Annotated in this window: 20 protein-coding genes and 1 pseudogene; 14 read left to right on the top strand and 7 right to left on the bottom strand. The window is 47.3% G+C overall.

Annotation, left to right across the window (positions count from 1 at the left end; translation table 11 throughout):
- The first annotated feature begins 13 nt into the window (after nucleotides 1–13).
- Entirely contained in the window at nucleotides 14–1,555 is a 1,542-nt protein-coding gene (locus ACF8EG_RS03155; RefSeq protein ID WP_069506229.1) for a bifunctional ADP-dependent NAD(P)H-hydrate dehydratase/NAD(P)H-hydrate epimerase, read from the top strand.
- Nucleotides 1,556–1,988: 433 nt separating this feature from the next.
- Nucleotides 1,989–3,035 carry a GMP reductase gene (locus ACF8EG_RS03150; RefSeq protein ID WP_015313401.1) on the top strand — a complete coding sequence of 349 codons (1,047 nt, stop codon included), beginning with the start codon at nucleotides 1,989–1,991 and terminating at the stop codon, nucleotides 3,033–3,035.
- A 52-nt stretch (nucleotides 3,036–3,087) separates the two neighbouring features.
- Here ACF8EG_RS03150 and ACF8EG_RS03145 read toward each other — a convergent pair whose 3' ends face one another.
- The 3 genes from ACF8EG_RS03145 to ACF8EG_RS03135 all read right to left on the bottom strand — a co-directional run bounded on the left by ACF8EG_RS03145 (nucleotide 3,088) and on the right by ACF8EG_RS03135 (nucleotide 6,880).
- Nucleotides 3,088–5,121 (bottom strand): acetoacetate--CoA ligase, encoded by a 2,034-nt coding sequence (locus ACF8EG_RS03145; protein ID WP_069506226.1) that lies wholly within the window; start codon nucleotides 5,119–5,121, stop codon nucleotides 3,088–3,090.
- Nucleotides 5,122–5,204: 83 nt separating this feature from the next.
- Nucleotides 5,205–6,131 carry an electron transfer flavoprotein subunit alpha/FixB family protein gene (locus ACF8EG_RS03140; RefSeq protein WP_029837244.1) on the bottom strand — a complete coding sequence of 309 codons (927 nt, stop codon included), beginning with the start codon at nucleotides 6,129–6,131 and terminating at the stop codon, nucleotides 5,205–5,207.
- Nucleotides 6,128–6,880 (bottom strand): electron transfer flavoprotein subunit beta/FixA family protein, encoded by a 753-nt coding sequence (locus ACF8EG_RS03135; RefSeq protein ID WP_017447395.1) that lies wholly within the window; start codon nucleotides 6,878–6,880, stop codon nucleotides 6,128–6,130. The genes ACF8EG_RS03140 and ACF8EG_RS03135 overlap by 4 nt, the downstream gene beginning before the upstream one ends.
- A 138-nt stretch (nucleotides 6,881–7,018) precedes the next feature.
- On the opposite strand from ACF8EG_RS03135, the gene ACF8EG_RS03130 reads away from it, so the two are divergent.
- The 9 genes from ACF8EG_RS03130 (at nucleotide 7,019) to ACF8EG_RS03090 (ending at nucleotide 17,745) form a co-directional block, all read left to right on the top strand.
- On the top strand, nucleotides 7,019–8,656 hold the full coding sequence (locus tag ACF8EG_RS03130) for an electron transfer flavoprotein-ubiquinone oxidoreductase (protein ID WP_029837243.1): 1,638 nt from the start codon (nucleotides 7,019–7,021) through the stop codon (nucleotides 8,654–8,656).
- A 242-nt stretch (nucleotides 8,657–8,898) separates the two neighbouring features.
- Nucleotides 8,899–9,699 (top strand): ABC transporter ATP-binding protein, encoded by an 801-nt coding sequence (locus ACF8EG_RS03125; protein WP_005463591.1) that lies wholly within the window; start codon nucleotides 8,899–8,901, stop codon nucleotides 9,697–9,699.
- Nucleotides 9,699–11,651 (top strand): long-chain fatty acid--CoA ligase, encoded by a 1,953-nt coding sequence (locus ACF8EG_RS03120; protein ID WP_069506223.1) that lies wholly within the window; start codon nucleotides 9,699–9,701, stop codon nucleotides 11,649–11,651. Before ACF8EG_RS03125 ends, ACF8EG_RS03120 begins: the two co-directional genes overlap by 1 nt.
- Nucleotides 11,651–12,544, top strand: a complete 894-nt coding sequence (locus ACF8EG_RS03115) for a branched-chain amino acid ABC transporter permease (protein ID WP_005463595.1) — start codon at nucleotides 11,651–11,653, stop codon at nucleotides 12,542–12,544. Before ACF8EG_RS03120 ends, ACF8EG_RS03115 begins: the two co-directional genes overlap by 1 nt.
- Before the next feature lie 11 nt (nucleotides 12,545–12,555).
- A complete protein-coding gene (locus tag ACF8EG_RS03110) occupies nucleotides 12,556–13,623 on the top strand; it encodes a branched-chain amino acid ABC transporter permease (protein ID WP_005463596.1) in 1,068 nt (355 codons plus the stop codon).
- 54 nt (nucleotides 13,624–13,677) lie between these two features.
- Complete coding sequence (locus ACF8EG_RS03105) at nucleotides 13,678–14,922, top strand: ABC transporter substrate-binding protein (RefSeq protein WP_005499215.1); 1,245 nt, start codon at nucleotides 13,678–13,680, stop codon at nucleotides 14,920–14,922.
- Between the two features lie 68 nt (nucleotides 14,923–14,990).
- A complete protein-coding gene (locus tag ACF8EG_RS03100; RefSeq protein ID WP_392419345.1) occupies nucleotides 14,991–15,812 on the top strand; it encodes an ABC transporter ATP-binding protein in 822 nt (273 codons plus the stop codon).
- A 9-nt stretch (nucleotides 15,813–15,821) separates the two neighbouring features.
- Nucleotides 15,822–17,024 (top strand): phenylacetate--CoA ligase family protein, encoded by a 1,203-nt coding sequence (locus ACF8EG_RS03095; RefSeq protein WP_069506217.1) that lies wholly within the window; start codon nucleotides 15,822–15,824, stop codon nucleotides 17,022–17,024.
- A 124-nt stretch (nucleotides 17,025–17,148) separates the two neighbouring features.
- Nucleotides 17,149–17,745, top strand: coding sequence for a methyltransferase domain-containing protein (locus tag ACF8EG_RS03090; protein WP_025500951.1), 597 nt, complete (start codon nucleotides 17,149–17,151; stop codon nucleotides 17,743–17,745).
- On the opposite strand, the gene ACF8EG_RS03085 is transcribed toward ACF8EG_RS03090, so the two are convergent.
- The 3 genes from ACF8EG_RS03085 to ACF8EG_RS03075 all read right to left on the bottom strand — a co-directional run bounded on the left by ACF8EG_RS03085 (nucleotide 17,742) and on the right by ACF8EG_RS03075 (nucleotide 20,374).
- Nucleotides 17,742–18,224 carry a hypothetical protein gene (locus tag ACF8EG_RS03085; RefSeq protein ID WP_025500950.1) on the bottom strand — a complete coding sequence of 161 codons (483 nt, stop codon included), beginning with the start codon at nucleotides 18,222–18,224 and terminating at the stop codon, nucleotides 17,742–17,744. The two genes, ACF8EG_RS03090 and ACF8EG_RS03085, sit on opposite strands and share 4 nt — an antisense overlap.
- Before the next feature lie 130 nt (nucleotides 18,225–18,354).
- Nucleotides 18,355–19,017 (bottom strand): c-type cytochrome, encoded by a 663-nt coding sequence (locus ACF8EG_RS03080; RefSeq protein WP_069506214.1) that lies wholly within the window; start codon nucleotides 19,015–19,017, stop codon nucleotides 18,355–18,357.
- 43 nt (nucleotides 19,018–19,060) lie between these two features.
- Nucleotides 19,061–20,374 carry a molybdopterin-dependent oxidoreductase gene (locus ACF8EG_RS03075; protein ID WP_029837233.1) on the bottom strand — a complete coding sequence of 438 codons (1,314 nt, stop codon included), beginning with the start codon at nucleotides 20,372–20,374 and terminating at the stop codon, nucleotides 19,061–19,063.
- Nucleotides 20,375–20,608: 234 nt separating this feature from the next.
- Between ACF8EG_RS03075 and ACF8EG_RS03070 the strand changes: the two genes are divergently transcribed.
- The 3 genes and pseudogenes from ACF8EG_RS03070 to ACF8EG_RS03060 all read left to right on the top strand — a co-directional run.
- Complete coding sequence (locus ACF8EG_RS03070; RefSeq protein ID WP_017447404.1) at nucleotides 20,609–20,965, top strand: MerR family transcriptional regulator; 357 nt, start codon at nucleotides 20,609–20,611, stop codon at nucleotides 20,963–20,965.
- 58 nt (nucleotides 20,966–21,023) lie between these two features.
- Nucleotides 21,024–21,401 (top strand): carboxymuconolactone decarboxylase family protein, encoded by a 378-nt coding sequence (locus ACF8EG_RS03065; protein ID WP_005463606.1) that lies wholly within the window; start codon nucleotides 21,024–21,026, stop codon nucleotides 21,399–21,401.
- A 13-nt stretch (nucleotides 21,402–21,414) separates the two neighbouring features.
- Nucleotides 21,415–21,582 (top strand): annotated as a pseudogene (locus ACF8EG_RS03060) (PhzF family phenazine biosynthesis protein); the annotation flags it as partial.
- Nucleotides 21,583–21,650: 68 nt separating this feature from the next.
- Here the strand turns inward: ACF8EG_RS03060 and ACF8EG_RS03055 are convergent.
- Complete coding sequence (locus ACF8EG_RS03055; RefSeq protein ID WP_079749834.1) at nucleotides 21,651–21,779, bottom strand: DUF2474 domain-containing protein; 129 nt, start codon at nucleotides 21,777–21,779, stop codon at nucleotides 21,651–21,653.
- Nucleotides 21,780–21,794: the final 15 nt, after the last annotated feature.

Here is a 21,794-nt window from a genome sequence, read left to right as displayed (position 1 = left end):
GCAGAACGTAAATATGGACTTTAATCTCGCCTTAAAACTCTACACCGCCGAGCAAGTCAAAAACGGAGAAGTGGTTGCCGCCCACATGGCAGGCGTTTCTATGTATAGCTTAATGCAGCGTGCTGGCATGGCTGTTTATGAACGATTTCTTCATTTATACCCAAGAGCGAAAAACGTTCTTGTCGTTTGTGGCAAAGGCAACAACGGCGGCGATGGCTACGTGTTTGCATCCCTTGCAAAACAAGCTCAGCTGAATGTTCAAGTTTTTCAAATTGGTGATGTAACGCAGCTTCAGGGCGATGCTTTGCGTGCGTATCAAGACTGGCAAACCGTTGATGGTAAAAACAGCAGTTGGGATGATTGGAATACTGCGTTACTTGAAGCGGAAGTGATCATCGACGCTATGTTAGGCACGGGGCTAAAGGGCGAAGTCCGAACTGAATATCGTCGCTACATAGAGCAGATCAACCAAATTCAGTGTCCTGTTATTGCGGTCGATATCCCGTCCGGCTTGTGCGCTAACACTGGCTCAGTTTTAGGTGACGCAATCCAAGCTGACCATACAGTTACCTTCATCGGCGTTAAGCAAGGGTTATGTACCGCTCAAGCGAGAGACCGAATTGGCGAGCTGCACTTTTGTGGTTTGGGCGTCAACGTGGAATTCGATGCCATAGAAGAAGAAAGCGCACTGGGTATTGACCATAAAGTCATCCCTCGTTTGCTCCCAAAGCCAAAAGCGACCGCTCACAAAGGCGATAACGGTAAATTACTTTGCGTCGGCGGGAATCAAGGTATGTCTGGCGCAATCCGTTTGTGCGCGTCTGCGGCGGTTCGAAGCGGGGCAGGGTTAACAGCAAGTATTACGCACCCAGATAGTTTCATCCCTCTGCAGGTCAGTTGCCCAGAAGTGATGAGTCAAAGCATAACCACGGATTTACTCAGAGATACGGAAAACGAGCTCACTAAGCGTATTCGCTGGGCGGATGTTTTGGTGTTTGGCCCCGGTTTTGGCGACGATGAGTGGGCGTATCAAGCTTATCAATACCTATCTCAAGAACAAAAGCCGAAAGTTGTGGATGCGGATGGTCTAAATATTCTGGCAATGTTAAGTCAACGATGTGATGGCACATTGGTGTGTGACAACCAACGCGTCATCACTCCTCATCCGGGAGAAGCCGCTCGTTTGTTAAATGTGACCACTAAACAGATTGAAAGTGATCGATATTCCGCAGCACGCCAACTGCAAGAACGCTATGGTGGCGTAGTGGTGTTAAAAGGTGCAGGAACGCTGGTTTTTGATGGTGTCAGAATGTATGTGTGCCTCGCAGGTAATCCGGGCATGGCGACGGGCGGAATGGGTGACGTACTTTCTGGTGTGATTGGTGCACTGCTTGCCAAAGGTTTACCGATCTCTATCGCAGCGCGATTAGGAGTCATGATTCATAGCCACGCAGCCGATCTCAATGCAGAAAAACATGGAGAAGTGGGATTATTAGCCACAGATGTCGTGGAGACTCTTCGCGCTGCGACTCATATTCAGCGAGCGAAAAACTGAATCTCGGGCGAAAATTTGACTTTAAAAGTGAAATTTCTTTAATGATCTTTGAGATGTATACGCGAGATTGAAGGTTAAACGATTGAGTTTTAATCAGGTTTGAGAGGTATATCGGCCAAGATAAAAGTGAATGACGCAAAGGTTTGCGCAATGGATTAGCTTTTAGGTTTTCTTAAGTTGTTGAATTTGTTAATTAAGAAGAAAAAAGAGTGTCTTGAAAGGGATTTTTGATATGCGATTTTCAAGATGGTAACACAAAAAAAATGCAAATATCAGACTTGTAGGAAAGAAATCACAGCCTATAATGCTGAAAACCGGAGCGTCTGCCAACGCTCCGGTTTTTTTGTGTCCGAAGAACAGTGAACCCGTCTGCCAACGGTTTCACTACGCACTCTGAGATGACACATATACATATGAATCAAGGAATTACACAATGCGTATCGAACAAGAACTTAAGTTAGGTTTTAAAGATGTACTGTTTCGCCCGAAACGTTCTACCCTGAAAAGCCGTTCTCAAGTAAATTTAACCCGCGATTTTACATTCAAGCATAGTGGTCGTCAATGGTCTGGTGTGCCTGTAATCGCAGCGAACATGGATTCAGTTGGTAGCTTTGAAATGGCTAAAGCACTGGCTGAGCATGGTGTAATGACAGCCGTTCACAAACACTACACAGTGAACGACTGGGCAGACTTCGTAAAATCTGCTGACAACGCAACGCTAAAAAACGTGATGGTGTCTACGGGAACTTCTGACGCAGATTTCCAAAAAACAAAAGACATCATGGCACTTTCTGACGAGCTCATCTTTATCTGTGTTGATATCGCGAACGGCTACTCAGAGCATTTAGTTGAGTACGTAGAGCGTGTACGTGCAGAGTTTCCAGACAAAGTGATTTCTGCGGGTAACGTGGTTACTGGTGATATGTGTGAAGAGCTTATTCTTGCTGGCGCAGACATCGTAAAAGTGGGCATTGGCCCAGGTTCAGTATGTACTACTCGTGTCAAAACGGGTGTGGGTTATCCTCAGCTTTCTGCAATCATTGAGTGTGGAGATGCGGCGCACGGCCTGGGTGGTATGATCATCGGTGACGGTGGTTGTTCATGCGCGGGTGACGTATCAAAAGCGTTTGGCGGCGGTGCAGACTTCGTGATGCTTGGCGGTATGTTAGCGGGTCACGAAGAGTCAGGCGGCGAGATCATCGAGAAAGATGGTGAGACTTTCATGAAGTTCTACGGCATGTCTTCTCAGTCGGCAATGGACAAGCATTCAGGTGGCGTGGCTAAGTACCGTGCCGCTGAAGGTAAAACCGTACTATTGCCATATCGTGGCAGTGTTCACGGCACGATCTCAGATATCCTTGGTGGTGTGCGTTCAACTTGTACCTACGTAGGCGCAGCGAAGCTGAAAGAACTAACGAAGCGTACGACTTTCATCCGTGTACAAGAGCAAGAGAACAACGTATTTGGTAAAGAGAAGTAATTTAAAACTTCGAATAAATTGAAATAGTAAGAGCCGCAATAGCGGCTCTTTTTTATAGCGCATTGGTCAGTGCGGGCTGTGTTTCAACGGCAATTGCCGCTATCGCTTCCAAAACCTCTGGATTCGCAATTGCGCCGATATTTTTAACTGTCTGACCATTCACGACCTGCTTTACTGCCAGTTCAACCGTTTTGCCGGAACGCGTTCGTGGAATATCACTGAGTGCGAAGATCTTGCGCGGGACATGTCGCGGTGAGCAGTTCGCTTTCAACGTTTGGCGGATCAAGTCACTCAGTTGTGGCGTTAACTCAACACTTTGGCTTAATTTGACGAATAACCAGATCTCTTCAGATTGCTGGCTCAACTTACCGACGGCAATCGAATCTTCGATACCCGATAGCGCGTTCACTTGTTGATAGATTTCTGCTGTGCCAATACGTACTCCGCCGGGATTGAGCGTTGCGTCACTTCGGCCGTAGAAGATAAAGCCGTCGTTTTCGGTTTGCATGACGTCATCACCGTGGTGCCAAGTATCCGCAAATTTGCTCCAGTAAGCATCGTGATAACGTTCGCCATTGTCATGCCAAAAGCCGATAGGAAAGTTTGGCAGCGAGTTGTTACATGTCAGTTCTCCGCGTTGTGAAACTACTTCGCGTCCTGCGTCATCAAGCACTTTTACCTTGTTGCCGAGCCCCGCACCTTGGCATTCCCCTTTGTAGACGGGAGAGATCGGGTTACCAAGAACAAAGCAGCCACAAATGTCGGTTCCGCCAGCGATGGAAGCTAAGTGTAAATCCTGTTTGATATGTTGATAAACGTAACTGAACTGCTCTGGATAGAGCACGGAACCTGTAGAGCATAAGGTCTTCAGCGAATCCAAATTATGTTCTGACCGAGGCGAATAATTGGCTTGCTCAAGCGCTTCGAGATACTTTGCAGAGGTGCCAAACAGTGACACCGACTGTTCTTCCGCCAAGCGCCAAAGCACAGAATGGTCGGGGGACACGGGGCTACCGTCGTAAATCACCAACGTGGCTCCGCTCGCGAGTGCGGAAACATGCCAGTTCCACATCATCCAACCACAAGTGGTGTAGTAGAAAACCTTGTCGAGTGGTTTAACATCGCAGTGCAGCTGATGTTCTTTCAAATGATTGAGTAAGGTTCCACCTACGGAATGGACAATGCACTTAGGCTGCCCTGTGGTTCCTGACGAATATAAAATGAATAACGGGTCATTAAACAGTACTGGTTGGTAGCGAATAGCTTGTGGAGCAATGTGTTCAGACAACTCGTTCCATGTGACGAAGTCGGAGTCGGATCGTTCGTCTCTTGGTTTTAATTCGCTGCTTGGCGTTAAATAGTCAATTTGGCAAACGCTGATGGTGTTTCCGAGTTTGCTGCTAATCGCTCGGTTTTTTTGCGTCATATCGAAGATCTTGCCGCCAAATTGGTAGCCATTACAACAAAACAATACTTTGGGGGCCACTTGGCCGAAACGCTCTAACACGCTGTCGACGCCAAAGTCTGGAGAGGTCGATGTCCAAATAGCACCGAGACTGGTGGTCGCAAGCATCGCGATTACGGTCTCAGGAAGGTAGGGCAAGTAGGCCGCCACGACATCTCCTTTGCCGACACCATTTGCAATCAACCATTGTTGGACGATGGACACTTGCTCAATCAACTGTTGACCAGAGAGCTGTTTTTGCTCGCCACTTTCATTGCTGAAAACAATCAATTGTCGCTCTGGTGATTGCTCAGCGTGTACAAGTAAATTCTGAGCGTAGTTAAGGGTTGTATCGCAGAACCAAACCGTATCTCTGTTGATATTTGGTGAGTTTGAATCGCTCCATTTTGGCTCGCCTAAACTTTTGACTTGTGAACCTAACTTGCCAACGACTTTACAAAATTGCCAAGTGTGTTGCCAAAATGCGTCATTGTGTTCAATAGACCAGCGGTGTAATGACGCATAATCGCTAATATCATTACTTGTGCTGCTTCGTACATTAGTGCTCTCGATAAATCGAAGCAGGTTACTGTCTCTGACTCGCTCAGCAGATGGCGACCAAATAGGAGTTTGGCTTGGCATAGTTCCCTCTATATTCAATCCATTGTTAACTTACGTTGATCAAAAAGGGCGAGCATCATCATGCTCGCCCTTAGTCGGTTTATTTATAGCTGTTCAGCGAGCTGAGGCAATATCTCAAACAGATCGCCGACTAACCCATAATCTGCCACTTCGAAGATAGGGGAGTCCGGATCTTTGTTGATCGCAACAATCACTTTCGACTCTTTCATGCCGGCAAGGTGTTGGATTGCACCAGAGATCCCGACGGCAATGTAAAGCTTAGGCGCGACGATTTTGCCGGTTTGACCGACTTGTAAGTCGTTAGCGACAAAACCTGCATCGACAGCAGCGCGAGACGCGCCAATCGCTGCGCCGAGTTTGTCGGCGACTTTTTCGATAAGTTCGAAGTTCTCTTTGCTGCCCACACCACGACCGCCAGAAATCACGATTTCCGCAGCGGTGAGTTCAGGGCGCTCAGAAACGGTCTTGTCGATAGCAACTAACTCTACAACGGGAGATTGAGCCGAGGTTTGCTGATGTTCAATATCGACTTGGCTGTTGCAAGCAACAGGATCAAAAGCAGATGCGCGCACGGTGACCACACGTAATTTGTCATTTGAAGTCACTTTAGCGAAAGCGTTGCCCGCATAAATTGGGCGTATAAACGTTTTGTCATCCACCACTTGAACGATGTCAGAGATTTGCCCAACACCACATTTAGCGGCGATACGTGGCGCAAGATCTTTGCCTTTGGATGATGAGTTAGCCCAAATGCCATCAAAGCTGTCGGCAAGTCCTACAACAACTGGTGCGATATTTTCCGCGAATTGGTGCACCAGCGATTCGTCGTCAATGCAAATCACTTTTGCAATACCATTGACGCGGCTCGCTTGCTGAGCGACTTCTTCACATTGATAACCAATCACGAGCAATGTGTTATCTTGGCCCGCTTGACTTGCGGCATTCACGACTTTCAACGTATCGGCGTGCAGTTGGTTGTTGTCATGTTCTGCAATAATTAGATTCTTCATGAAATCACCTTCGCTTCGTTACGTAGCTTATCGAGAAGTTCTGAAACAGACTCCACTTTGATACCGGCTTTTCTTTGCGCTGGTGGGGTAACTTCCGTGATGGTTTGGCTAAACACAACTTCAACGCCCAAGCTCTCTGGTGTGATCGTGTCGAGGGGCTTACGTTTGGCCTTCATGATATTAGGTAGGGAAGCGAAGCGAGGTTCGTTTAAACGCAAATCAGTGCTGATCACCGCTGGCAAGTTCATTGCTACCGTCATCAATCCACCATCAACTTCTCGCACAACTTGCACTTTTTGGTCTTCAATTTTTACATCTGATGCAAAAGTAGCCTGAGGCCAGTCAAGCAAAGCGGCCAGCATCTGCGCGACTTGGTTGTTGTCCGTATCGATCGATTGTTTGCCGGTGATCACCAGTTGGGCTTGCTCTTGTTCAACAATCGCTTTGAGCAACTTGGACACCACGAGCGGCTCAATCTTGTCCGCCGTGTCGATATGAATCGCGCGATCTGCTCCTAGTGCTAGGGCCGTGCGCAATTGTTCCTGACATTGTGTGCCGCCAGCACTCACAACGATGACTTCTTCTGCAATCCCTTGCTCTTTTAGTCGCACCGCTTCTTCAACGGCGATTTCGCAAAACGGGTTGATAGTCATCTTGACGTTATTGGTTTCAACATCGCTGTTGTCCGGTTTAACACGGACCTTAATGTAGGGATCAATGACCCTTTTAATTGGCACTAGTATTTTCACGTTAGATTCCTTTTTACAGTGAAGACTATGTGTTGACGTCTTTAAATTGATGTTAATTTACCTTTACGTTTGCGTCAACTTTAAATATATTGTTGATTAACAAGTTGGCAACATGCAAAGAAAGAAGGGAATACAACCATGGAAAGAGACTGCATGGAGTTTGATGTTCTGATTGTTGGTGCGGGCCCGGCGGGCTTGTCTGCTGCCTGTCGCGTCAAACAGTTGGCAATGGAAAAAGACCAAGAAATCTCAGTTTGTGTTGTAGAGAAAGGTTCGGAAGTGGGGGCGCACATTCTCTCTGGCGCGGTGTTTGAAACGCGCAGTTTGGATGAGTTGTTTCCGGATTGGAAAGAAAAGGACGCGCCGCTCAATACCAAAGTCAATCAAGATAAAACTTACTATTTAAGTAACGAACTTAATGGCCATGAACTGCCAACGTGGGCGGTGCCGAATACGCTGCATAACGATGGTAATTACATCATCAGTTTAGGTAATTTGTGCCGTTGGATGGCATCGCAAGCAGAAAACCTAGGCGTAGAAATCTACCCTGGCTTTAGTGCTAACCGAGCCATTATTGATGAACAAAACCGTGTTTGTGGCGTGATCACAGGAGATATGGGGCTCGACAAAAACGGCGAGCAAAAAGCCAATTTCGAGCCGGGTATCGAACTTCGAGCTAAGTTTACTCTGTTTGCTGAAGGGGCTCGTGGCCATATTGGTAAGCAATTGATTAACAAATTTAATCTCGCTGAAGATAAAACGCCACAGCACTATGCGATTGGCTTTAAAGAGCTGTGGGAAATACCTGCAGAGCAACATCAGCAAGGATTGGTTGTTCATGGATTAGGTTGGCCGTTGGCAAACGAAGCCAGTGGTGGCAGTTATCTTTATCATCTTGAGGGCAACCAAGTCGCAGTTGGCCTGATTGTTGACCTTAATTACGAAAATCCCCACCTGAGTCCGTTTGACGAATTTCAACGTTTTAAACATCACCCGATGATTGAACAGTACCTAAAAAATGGTAAACGCATCAGCTATGGTGCGAGAGCCATTACCAAAGGTGGTTTTCACTCCCTTCCTACACAACAATTTGCGGGTGGACTATTGATTGGCTGTGATGCTGGCACGCTCAATAGCGCGAAAATCAAAGGCACGCATACCGCGATGAAGTCGGGAATACTCGCCGCTGAAGCCGTTTTTGAAGCGGTTTCAAATCAATCGGTTATTGCCGACTACCAAAGCCATTTCAAACAGTCATGGCTATATGAAGAGCTTTATCAAGCACGCAACTTCTCTAGCGGAATACACCGTTTTGGCTCTTGGTTAGGTGGTGGTTTAGCGATGTTGGAACACAACGTGTTAAAAGGCAAAGCAAAGTGGAATGTCCGTTGTGAACATCCCGATCATCAGTCTTTGATTCTGGCGGCAAACAGCCACGAGATTGTCTACCCAAAACCTGATGGCGTGTTGAGTTTCGACCGTCTTTCTTCCGTCTATTTATCCAATATTTTCCATGAAGAAGACCAACCGTGTCATTTGCAGCTTGCCAGCCAGCGCATTCCTATCGAACAGAACTTGGCGCTCTATGCCGAGCCCGCTCAACGCTACTGTCCTGCTGGGGTGTATGAAATTGTAGAAGGTGCAGAGCAAGCCGAATTACAGATTAATGCGGCGAACTGTATTCACTGTAAAACCTGCGATATCAAAGACCCAAGTCAAAACATCACCTGGACGCCTCCTGAAGGTGGTGGTGGTCCCAACTACCCAAATATGTAGTGGTCTGAGAATAATTTTTATTAACAACTTATTTACTTAAAGTTTGCGTCAGTTCAAATCTTTATCGGTGAACTCGATTGCAACTTAATCTTCAAGGCACTATTCTGATTTTAAATTGACGTTTACGTAAACTGAATGAAAAGTTGATGCATAGGTGTAGAAGCGGTTACCAGTATCAAAGTGAAGTTTGATATCGAAATAGTGCTCAAGGAAACGCACTCAAAATGAAAGGGAGATCAACTATGGTATCGGAAACACCTCTTTTGCAGGTAAACGATATTTCATTGGCCTTTGGTGGGGTGAAAGCGTTAACCGACGTGAGCTTCCATGTGAACGAGAAGGAAATTTTCTCAATCATCGGTCCCAATGGTGCAGGTAAAACTTCGATGCTCAACTGCATCTCTGGCCGATACACTCCGAACAAAGGGTCGGTCATCTTTGCTGGAAACGACGTAACCAAACGTACCCCGAGCCAACGCGCTGAGTTAGGTCTGGGCAGAACCTTCCAAAACTTAGCCCTCTTTTCACACATGTCTGTGCTCGACAACATCATGGTTGGCCGACACCACCTGTTGAAAAACAACTTCGTGACAGGCCCGCTTTACTGGTTCTCTAACGCGCAAAAAGAAGAGATGGCGCACCGCAAATACGTGGAAGATGTCATCGATTTTCTTGAAATCCAACACATCCGCAAAGCCACCGCTGGCACGCTTTCTTACGGTTTACGTAAACGTGTCGAGCTTGCGCGCGCAATAGCGTTAAGACCAAAACTTCTTTTACTCGATGAGCCGATGGCCGGTATGAACCTTGAAGAAAAGGAAGACATGGCACGTTACATCATGGATCTGAATGAAGAACTCGACATCACCATCATCATGATCGAACACGACATGGGAGTGGTGATGGATATCTCCAATCGCGTGTTGGTTTTGGATTTTGGTAAACACATTGCAATGGGCGAACCGGAAGAAGTGATGGCGAACCCACACGTGAAACAGGCTTATTTGGGTGAAGAACTACCGACATTAGAGGAGAGTGCATAATGGCACAGCAACATAATGATTGGGCAGATATAACCAGCTTAGATACCTTTCCAAAAGTGTTGCAGCACAATGCCAAGCACTGGCCAGAGCAAGTGGCAATGCGTGAGAAAGAGTTCGGTATTTGGCGAGAGTTTACTTGGCAGGATTACGAAAACCGAGTCAAGTGGATGGCATTATCGCTACAAGATTTAGGCATCGGCGAGCAAGATGTGGTTGGCCTGTTAGGTGACAACCGACCTGAATGGGTGTGGGGTGAACTGGCTGCGCACGCGATCAAAGGCTATTCACTGGGTATCTATCAAGATTCCATGCATGAGGAAGTGGCGTACTTAATCAATTACGCGAAAGCGAAAGTTGTGATTGCCGAAGATGAAGAGCAATGCGACAAATTGCTTGAGCTAGGCGATGAAATTCCAAGTGTGGAATACATCATTTACTGCGATCCACGCGGGATGCGCAAATACGATGATCCGCGACTGATTGATGTTGAGCAGGTTTACAAAAAAGGGCAGCTGATCGATAAAGCTAACCCAGATAAGTATCTCAATATGGTTGCCGCAACCAAAGGCAGTGATCTCTCGATTCTTTGTACCACTTCGGGTACGACGTCCAAACCGAAATTGGCGCAACTTCACAGCGGCACGTTCTTAGATCACTGTGCGGCTTACTTGCGTGCGGACCCACGCTCTCCGGGTGACAACTACGTTTCTGTACTGCCTCTTCCTTGGATCATGGAGCAGGTGTATGTGGTTGGTCAGGCGTTGATTTCGCGTCAAATCGTCAACTTTGTTGAAGAGCAAGAAACCATGATGTCGGACTTACGCGAGATTGGCCCGAACTTTGTGTTACTGGCACCGCGCGTGTGGGAAAACATTGTGGCTGATGTGTCTGCACGCATGATGGATTCCACACCGTTCAAGCAGAAGATGTACAAACTCGGTATGAGCTTAGCGAACAAAGCGCTGGATCAAGGCAAACGCTCTAAGCTGGCGGAATGGATTCTTCTGCGCGCTCTACGCGACCGTTTAGGTTTCTCGAATCTGTCTTCTGCGGCTACCGGTGGTGCGGCAATGGGGCCAGATACGTTCCGTTACCTGCAAGCGATCGGTGTGCCACTCAAACAGCTTTATGGTCAGACCGAAATGTGTGGCGCGTACACCGTACACCAATCCGATGACGTGGATTACGATTCAGTCGGCGTTGCGTTTGACAATGCAGACGTGAAAGTCATCAACCCAGACAGCAACGGGGTGGGTGAGATCATCGCGAAAAGTACCGGCATGTTTACCGGCTATCTCAATAACCAAGCGGCGTACGATGAAGATGTTCAAGATGGTTGGATGCACACAGGCGATGCGGGCTACTTTAAAGATTCTGGTCACTTAGTCGTTATCGACCGTTTGAAAGACATGTCGGAAACCAGCCACGGCGACCGTTACTCTCCGCAGTTTATTGAAAACAAACTCAAGTTCTCGCCATTTATCGCAGAAGCGGTGGTGGTGGGCAAAGGCCGACCTTGGCTCTCTGCAATTATCTGTATCCGTTACGCGATCGTCGCCAAGTGGGCAGAGCAAAAAGGGATTGCATTCACCAACTACACCAACCTTTCTTCGCAACCTGAAGTCTATAAAGCGATTCGTGAAGAAGTGCTGAAAGTGAATGAATCACTGCCAGACGCGCAGAAAATCAGCAAATTCATTCTGCTTTATAAAGAGCTGGACGCCGATGACGGCGAGTTGACTCGTACACGTAAAGTGCGTCGTGGTGTGGTTGCCGAGAAATACGGTGACATCATCGAAACCATTTACAGCGCTGCGCCGACTGTGGACGTCGATACGGTGATCACTTATCAGGATGGAACCAATACACGCATTCAAACGTCGCTGGTGATAGAAACGCTTATTCAACATGAGCTGACACTGGTGGATAGCGAACAACGGAGGATCGCATAGTGAATACGGATTTATTACTGCAACTCGTCATTAATGGCGTGATCGTCGGCATGTTGTATGGCGTGGTCGCCATGTGCTTTGTACTGATTTACAAATCAACTCAGGTGGTGAACTTTGCTCAGGGTGAGTTTCTACTGATCGGCGCGTGGGTGTGTTGGGCAGCATTGGTGCATCTACAACTGCCGTTTTTCGTCGGCTTTTTACTCACGCTCGCCTTTATGATGGTGTTTGGTATTGCGGTGCAAACCATTGTGCTCAGGCCGTTGATTGGTGAGCCGATCATCTCGGTGATTATGGTGACGATTGGTTTGTCGATGTTCTTCCAAGCACTGATGAAATGGATGTTTGGTGTGTCTGCGGTGTCGTACCCACAGGTATTCGAAACTAACGTCGTCAATATTGGTGGTTTGAACGTTGAATTTGCTTACATCCTCAGTTTGATCTTTTCGATGATCATCATGGGCGCGTTCTACTGGTTCTTCAAATTCAGCAAAATGGGTTTGGCGATGCGAGCGACGGCATTTAACCAGCAGGTCGCCCAGAGTCTTGGCATTTCCATCAAGAAAGTGTTCGCCATCAGTTGGGCTATTTCGGCGATGGTATCCGCGACAGCAGGGATTGTTATCGGGATTGTAAACGGTGTTTCTGACGCGCTATCTATCATCGGCATCAAAGTGTTCCCAGCGGTTATTTTAGGTGGCTTGGATTCCGTGGTTGGCGCAATCGTCGGTGGTATCACCATCGGGGTGCTGGAAAACTTAGCTGAGTTCTTTGATAGCCAATACCTGCAAGTGGGTAACCTTTACAACATCGCACCTTTCTATGTGCTGTTAATCATTCTTGCCTTCAAGCCATACGGCCTGTTTGGTACCAAAGATATTGAGCGTATTTAAGGAGAAATACTATGGCTCAACTTAGCATGCGCCCATGTGGGGATTTTCGAACCACATACAAAAGTGATACGCCAATTTTTGAAACCAAAACCATAAGAAGCCTTGCGATAGCGGGTGTTATCGCCATGCTGGCAGCGCCGCTGGTACTGGATATTTACTTCCTCAACCTGTTTATTCAGATTGCGTACCTCGGTATTGCGGCCCTTGGTTTGAACATTTTGGTCGGCTTTACCGGACAAATCTCTCTAGGTCACGGTGCGTTCTTTGGCTTTGGCGCATTTGCATCGGCTTGGCTGAACAACCAGTTCAACATTCCAGTGGTATTTGCCATTCCGCTCGCGGGTTACTTGACCATGATCGTCGGGATGCTCTTTGGCTTGCCAGCCGCGCGAATCAAAGGTTTGTACCTTGCGATTGCAACTTTAGCCGCGCAGTTCATTTTGGAAGACTTCTTTGCTCGCGCGGAGTGGTTCAGTGGTGGTTCGTACGGTGCGAGTGCCAGCCCAATCAACCTGTTTGGCTTCGAGTTCTCGACCGATGAAAGCTTCTTCTATGTTGCACTGTTTGCGCTGATTTTTATGTATCTATGGGCTTCGAACCTCATCCGTTCGCGTGATGGCCGTGCGTTTGTTTCGGTACGCGATCATTACCTATCGGCTGAAATAATGGGTATCAACCTGACCAAATATCGTCTGCTATCTTTTGGTGTGTGTGCGTTTTATGCAGGCATTGGCGGCGCACTTTACGGGCATTACTTAGGGTTCGTTTCTGCCGAAGGCTTCACCATCATGATGTCTATTCAGTTCCTCGCGATGATCATCATCGGTGGTCTGGGATCGGTGAAAGGTACATTGATGGGTACGATCTTCATCGTATTGCTACCAGAGGTTTTAGAGTTTGGTGTGACGGGGCTGGCTGCGTTTAGCGATAACACGTCGTTCATTGATGGGCTTGCTTACTTCAAAGAAATGGCGATTGGTTTAGTCATCATGCTGTTCCTGATTTTTGAACCACAAGGCTTGTCGCATCGCTGGCAACAAATTCGAGCATATTGGAAACACTATCCGTTTTCTTATTAATCGGTACGTCGTGTACTTAAGTGGAATATACCTAAATAACAAGGACAACGAGTTATGAACAAAGGACATTTAGCGACAACGTTGGTGCTATCTTCGGCGCTGTTTACTACTGCATCTTGGGCAAAAGATTCTGTATTTGTCGGGCATCTGGTGGACTTCTCTGGTCCTACTGCTTATGTGAGCAAGCCTTACGGCTCTGGCGTGCGAGATGCGTTGCAGTGGATAAACCAAAATGGTGGCATCAACGGTACTGAGCTGGAATTTGAAACGGTGGACATGGCGTACAAAGTGCCAGTGGCGATTTCTAACTACAAACGTTGGGTTGCGCGTAAAAATATGGTGGCGATGCAAGGTTGGGGCACGGCGGATACCGAAGCACTGATTTCATTCGTCACCAAAGACAAAGTGCCAGTATTCTCGGCATCTTACTCGGGTCACTTAACAGACCCTACGGGCAAAAACCCGAAAACAGCCAAGCCTGCTCCCTACAACTTTTTCTATGGCGCTTCTTACTCAGATGCCTGTCGTGCATTGGTGAAATGGGCGAAAGAGGATTGGGAATCAAAAGGCAATACCACGGCACCTAAATTTACTCACATTGGTGATAACCATCCGTTCCCGAATGCACCAAAAGACGCGTGTGCGGAATACGCCAAAGAGCTGGGCTTTGAAGTGCAAAACCCAGTGGTTGTCTCACTCAAACCGGGTGATTTCAAAGCGCAATGTTTGTCGCTAAAAGAATCCGGCACCAACTACGGTTACATCGCGAACCTAGGTGGCTCAGTCATTTCACTAGTGAAGTCGTGTAACACGGTTGGCACGGAATTCCAGTACATGGCGAATATCTGGGGTGGTGATAAACCCGTAATTGAAGCGGCAGGTGACGGTCTGAAAGATTATGTCTTCCCAGGTATGACGGCATTCTGGGGCGACGATAGCGAAGGCATGAAGCTGGTTCAGCAAATCTCCAAACTGTCTGAATCTGAGCCGGGCGAGTTCCGAACTCACCATTACATTCGCGGCGTTTGCTCAGCGTTTTACATGAAAGAAGCGATGGAATGGGCGAAGGACAATGGCGGCATTACGGGTGAAAACATCAAGAAAGGCATGTACGTTCACAAAAACTGGGTTCCAAAAGGTCTAGAGGGCGTGTGTATTCCTGCTAACTGGCAACCAGAAGATCACCGCGGCACTACCACCGTAAACGTGTTTATGGGTAACAACCAAGGCGGTGCAGTAGACATCAAGAAAGTGTCTCAGGTGACATTGTCACGCCGTGACGATTGGCTAGGTTACTAACAACAAAACAAGAACAGGTGAGGGGATGCGATATACATCATCCCTTCTCCTGAACAAGGAGTGGCTTGATGAGTGAATTAGCAAGGGATATAGAACCAGCGGAGATTTTACTCTCGGTAAACAACATCGAAGTGGTCTACGACGAAGTTATTTTGGTTCTGCGTGGCGTGAGCCTTGAAGTACCTAAAGGTCAAATCGTGACGCTGTTAGGCGCGAACGGGGCAGGTAAATCGACCACACTAAAAGCCATTTCGGGTTTGTTAAAAACCGAAGATGGTGAAGTGACTCGCGGTGAAATTACCTTCATGGGCGAGCGTATCGACAACAAGAGCCCGGAAGAAATTGTCCGTTCGGGCATTTTCCAAGTGATGGAAGGGCGTCGAATTGTTGAAGACATGACGGTTATTGAAAACCTTCGTTTAGGTGCGTTTACCCGCAACGATAACGAGGTCGAGAAAGACATCGAAATGGTGTTTGACTACTTCCCTCGACTCAAAGAACGTACTGGTCTCGCGGGCTACTTGTCGGGCGGCGAGCAGCAGATGCTGGCAATCGGCCGGGCATTGATGGCGCGCCCGAAAATGATCTTACTTGATGAGCCGTCGATGGGGCTTTCGCCACTACTGGTGAAAGAGGTGTCCAGCATCATTGAAAAGATCAACAAAGACCAAGGCATTACGATGTTGCTGGTGGAACAGAACGCAAACTTTGCGCTTCATGCGGCCGACTATGGCTACATCATGGAGTCAGGCAAGATTGTGCTCGATGGCAGTCAGCACGAGCTGCTTAATAACGAAGACGTGAAAGAGTTCTATCTGGGTGGTGGCGACGAAGAGCGTAAGAGCTTCAAGAATCTTAAGTCTTACAAACGTCGTAAGCGTTGGTTGTAAGGAGTGGTTATGAACGAATTATTCGATGCAAAAGAGTCTTTGTCTCCTGCTGAGAGAGAGGAATCGTTGTTTCAACGCTTGCCGACACTGATTGAAAGCGCAAAGGCGAACAGCGAGCACTACGGTAACATCTTCGCAGATATCGATGCGTCAAAAGCAAGTAATCGTGAAGGACTCGTCCAGTTTCCGATCACTCGCAAATTCAATATCCCAAGCCAGCAGCAACTCAAGCCGCCGTTTGGTGGTTTAAACAGCGTTGCAATCGGCCAGATGGCGCGTGTGTTTCAATCTCCGGGACCGTTGTATGAGGCACAAACGGATGAATCGGACTTCTGGCGTATGGGACGCGCGTTTCATGCCGCAGGATTTCGCCGTGGTGATTTAGTCCACAACACGCTCTCTTATCACTTCTCTCCGGGTGGATTCATTATGGATGGCGGTGCTAGAGCGTGTGGTTGCGCGGTATTTCCGGCAGGTGTTGGCAATACTGAAGCACAGATTGAAGCGATTAAACAGCTTCAGCCGACGGGTTACACGGGAACGCCATCTTATTTGTTGACGTTGTTACAGAAATACCAAGAGCAATACGGCGAGTTACCTAGCTTTACCAAAGCGTTGGTTTCTGGTGAAGCCGTCACCGTAGACATGCAACAAGCGTTTACGGACAAAGGGATTGCTGTATTTCAAGCCTACGCGAGTGCCGAGCTTGGTTTGATTGCGTATCAAGTTGCTGGCGAGCAAGGCTTAGTGATTGCCGAAGATATTATTGTTGAAATCGTTGATCCCGACGGTATGCCAGTCCCGCTGGGTGAGGTCGGAGAGGTGGTCGTTACATCGCTTGATGACAAGTTTCCGCTGATTCGGTACGCAACGGGAGATTTATCGGCTTATTTAGACTCAGACTCCGATTTGCCACGCACAAATGCGCGAATAAAGGGTTGGATGGGGCGTGCGGACTCGGCGGTGAAAGTCAAAGGGCTGTTTGTTTATCCGCATCAAATCCAAGAAGTGTGTTGTCGCCACGATATTAAAGGCTCCTTGAAGATTGAGCGTGAAGGCTTCAGCGATACCATCACATTCTGTTGTCATGATGTACATGTATCGGCAGAGGACATTCAAGCGACACTTCAATCCGTCACCAAACTGAAAGGCAATGTTCAGTTTGTGCCCAATCAGACCGAACAGCCGTTAATCAATGACTTGCGAAGTTAATCCGTTATTGTAAACCGCTGCTATAAAAAGCTAACAACGTAAAAATCAAAGGCTAGGAGAGGAGATACCACATTGTACTGCGTATCCCTTTCTTTTAGTGCCAGTACAATCAGGAGGGCGATAAATGAAACAGGCACCGGCCATCAATCAACAGTTTTGGGATAATTTGTTTACCCAAGGCACCATGCCGTGGGATGCCAAAACCACACCTCAAGAGCTAAAAGCTTACCTAGAAAACGCGCTTCATAGCGGTCAGTCTGTATTTATCCCTGGCTGTGGTGCTGCTTATGAACTCAGCTCTTTTATTCAATATGGGCATGATGTGATCGCGATGGATTACAGCCAAGAAGCGGTAAAAATGGCGCAATCGACGTTAGGCAAGCACAAAGATAAAGTCGTGCTAGGGGATGTATTTAACGCTGACTCTACGCACTCATTTGATTTGATTTACGAGCGTGCCTTTCTCGCTGCACTACCGAGAGACCAGTGGCCAGATTACTTTGCTATGGTGGATAAATTACTGCCAAGAGACGGTTTGTTAATTGGTTATTTCGTTATAGATGATGATTACCGTTCTCGTTTCCCACCATTTTGTTTGCGAAGTGGGGAGTTGGCGCAACATCTTGAACCAACGTTTACACTTATTGAATCTTCACCCGTTACAAATAGTGTGGATGTATTTAAAGGTAAGGAGTATTGGATGGTGTGGCAGAAGTGTTAGTCGCTTTTAATCTTTTTGAAGAAGTATTCGCGGAAACTTTCTGGCTCTTTTTTAATCGCTGAAAAGTAAGTCACAAATGTATGATATTTGGTCGATGCCATGAGCCAGAGGGCGATAATAGGAAAAAGTACAAAACTAACAAAAAAAAGTTTATGTTCATCTTCAAGAAGGAATAGGCCAAGAGCGTAAACAAGGAACTGAAAGTAAATATTGATTAAGTTGATTTCTGCCGCTTTAGGTTTGCCTCTAACAATCATCATGTTTGGGATAACAAGCAGTAGAGTCATGATCCCAGCAAAGGAAAAGTTTAGAGCCAAGAAAGTATCAGTTGTTAAGTGCTCAGACGACTGGTCAATCAATATTGCCAGCAACGTTACTGCCATGCCGCCTCCCATCATAATCAAGGTAATGACTGCCACGCCAACAAGAAAAACCCAAATAGAAAGGTAATGGTTGTCAAAAAACTCTTCTGCCTTCAATCTCTTAAACCTCATCGATACGTGCGGTGAAATAACAGAGGTTATTTCACTCTATTCCTGTTGAGGGGATGCTCACATAGAAAGAATACGTATGTAAAGTATCAATAAGCGTTGGTTTTAAAGGCGGGAGTTACCCTCCATAATAGGTAGAAAGGTATTCCAGAATGGCTTCTCGGTCGTCGCCTGATAAATCTTCCATACCTTGCTCTTCAATCATCCAGTCGAGGGTTTCATCCCATCTTTGGCGGCTTAGTCCTTGTTGTGTGACCATGTGTAACGAATGACAGGCTGAGCAGACTGCTGCGACGAGCTCCATATTCTCTCCCGGCGTTAATATCCCATCACCTGGCGACTTAACCTCCAATCCTGATGACGTCATATTCCAATTGGGTGGTGTCGGGTTTTTCGTTGCAAGCCATGCAATGATAGCCGCGCGCGCACCGGGATCTGTTACGCCAGGGAAGACCATGTTGGTTCCTGGCGCGAAGTCATTCGGAGCGGATAAAAATGCGTCCAACTTTTCAGCGTCCCACTTTCCTTGATGTTGTCTAATTCTGTCGCTGTAATTGAAGCCCTCAAAACTGGCGATATTGCGCTCCGCTAGCCCCCATAAGGGCGGGCCAACCAGCGTTACGCCATTCGGCTCAAATTGATGGCAGGCTTTACAAACCATGGCTTGCTTCTCGCCTGCTGCAATCAACTCGTCGTTACTCGCAAGGACAGGGGCGCTCAACAAAGCCAAAAGGGTGAAAGCGAGCGGGAGTACCCGCTCTGATGGTTGTTTTGTTCTCACCGTGTCATGTCCCCTAAGTGCTCACCATTCTGCTATTGCCTCTCTAGCTTCGTACAATCAATGCGATGCGGTGGAAAGTGTTGTTGAGGTAACCTTTCGGATTCCATGCGATGGCAAAAGGCTGGCTGACGCCTTGATCGTCAGTCGCTTTCGCCCACACTTCGTAGTAACCCGCTTGAGGGAACTTCACCTTAGCATTGAACGTTTGCCAAGCACCGTCATTGGCAGGAGCTGCGAGGTCGGCATCCATCCATGTTGCGCCAAAATCAATCGAAATCTGCACTTTGGTCACTTTTCGGTCGCCAGACCAAGCATGTCCGCGAATGGCGATTTCATTGCCATTGACCTCTGTGTTGGTTTGCGGAGAGGTGATGAGCGATTTTACTGGCATGCGCTCTATGATTTCGAAATCCTCTTTCGCCACGTTTTCTCCCGGGGCGACAGGTCGGTTAGGGACTCGATAGGAAGTGCCTGTCATCTTTGGTCCATCGTGTATTTGATCGCGAATTTGAATGCGAGTGAGCCATTTTTGCGAACAAGAACCCGGCCAACCTGGAACCACCAAACGCAATGGTGCGCCATTCATAGGGTGAAGCGCTTCGCCGTTTTGAGCAAAGGCGATGAGATTTTCACTGCCCATGGCTTTAGCAATGGGGACGCCACGAGAAATTGGCAACTTGCCTTCTTTGCCTGAAAGGTGCTTGTCGGCACCATAGTGCGCGGTGTAAACGGCTCCGTCTTTTACGCCTGCGGCTTTGAGCACGTCGGCCAAGCGAACGCCTGTCCAACTGGAGCAAGCCACAGCGCCGTAAGTCCATTGATTACCGGATGCTTTGGGATCAAAGAAAGCACGGCCGTTACCGCCACATTCAACGACCAGTTGTTGTTCTACGACATCGAAGTTCTTTTTGAGATCGGCAATCGACAGCGACATTGGTTTGTCGACCAATCCATCAATGGTCAACGTCCAAGTTTCAGGGTTCACGTCTGCTGGTGGAATACCGTTGTTGCGAATGAAATGGCGTCGAGTTGGGGTTACGTCGTCATTCAACAAATGGGGTGGGGTTTCTGCATTCATCGGTCTGTCGTTGAGGACTGTTAAACCGTCTTTACCTTCGATCATGACGTCATCAAGACCCTCTGCAAAAGCTGCGGGGATGATGCCAGCCGGCATATTGCGATGGAATGGGATAAATCCACCAAGCGCGGCGGCCATGGTCGCTAAACCCGCGCCTTTTAGAAAACCGCGCCTGTCTGGGTAGCTGACTCGTCCAAAGACGTTCTCATCCGCAGATTTGGGATTGTTTTCATAATATTTATAGATCCCTTGCGGTTTGTTTTTCTCGTTCTCACTCATGATGTGTTCCTTTGTCGGCACACGCCCAAGAACTGCTACGTCATTCTCGTCCCTTAGTTCGTATCGCCGATCTCTACAGTTGCCCTACTAAAGAGTTTACATCATTAAAAGTAGACGACTATTTATAGTCTTAACAACATCGGTAAGAAACTAGACTGCTTGCTTTGCAAAGGTTATCCATAGTGTGGTTACATTACTTGTGGTCACAGGAAGGGATAATCTTCGGTAAAAATAATGAATATGAAAGAGTTTTCCAGCGCAGTTGGGTTGTCGTCTTACACGCTTCGATACTATGAAAAAATTGGCTTACTGAAACATGTCCACCGAAATAGCAGTGGGCACCGTGTCTACACCCATCGAGATATTGATTGGGTCAACTTCATCAAGCGGCTGAAAGAGACGGGAATGCCGTTAGAAGAGATTCAAGAATATGCCTCCTTGAGGGAGCTAGGCTCGCAAACGACTGCTGACAGACAAAAGCTTTTGGAAGTTCATCGAGATAATTTAATCGAACATATCCGACAACAAAATGAGCATCTGAAACGATTAGAAGAAAAAATAAATCTGTATAAAAGCGGAAAAGTACGTTGACTTAGAGTTCACTCTAACTTGTAAGGTGTGCGGGTATTCACTCAAAGGAGCACACAAAATGGAAAATACGCGATTTCAAACAGGGTTAGAGCAGTTATCAAAAATCGATGGAGAGGCTGGCCAAAAAGTTATCGAAAGCCTGAACGACATTTGCCCTGATTTAGCAAAGTTCACGATTGAGTACCCGTTTGGCGACATCTACACCCGTGAAGGGCTAGATCTAAAATCGCGAGAGATCGCTACGGTGTCCGCATTGACGGCGATGGGGAACTGTACTCCGCAGCTTAAAGTGCATTTACACGCTGCGCTAAATGTTGGTTGCACGGAAGAAGAGATCAAAGAAGTGATCATACAAATGTCTGTTTACGCAGGATTTCCAGCTGCATTAAATGGCATGTTTGCCTTTAAAGAAGTACTCTCGGAAAGGCAGGTTTAGCTGCCTGCAAGCTCTTGCCACAGGTTCGGCTCAGTGCTCATTAGCGCCTTATTGGTTTGAAAAGCTGGGCAAAGAAAAATTGACGGCTCGTCAGCTATCTCGTGCTGGTGGTTATTTTGAAGTGGCTCGTGGTTCAGCATCTACTATCGTATTGTCTGCACACGTAAAAAGTCGGACTTGAATGTAAACGCCTCTAGCTCTTACACAAGCTCTAGAGGCATCCATTTTTTATGACTTAAAAGTGCCGAGCTAAGATTTTAACCCTGCAGCGGTCATCATGATGCGAAACAGCATTGATACGAACCCCAGAGCTAGCACACTGGCCGCCCAGATCCCAACCATCCAAGCCCATTGGCGACACCAATTTTGGATTTTCATACTCACTCCTCATTA

The sequence above is a fragment of the Vibrio sp. YQ_11 genome (assembly GCF_043103065.1).
Lineage (GTDB): Bacteria > Pseudomonadota > Gammaproteobacteria > Enterobacterales > Vibrionaceae > Vibrio > Vibrio parahaemolyticus.
The sequence above is the reverse complement of the archived record's forward strand: the minus strand, read 5'-3'. Positions and strand labels throughout refer to the sequence as shown.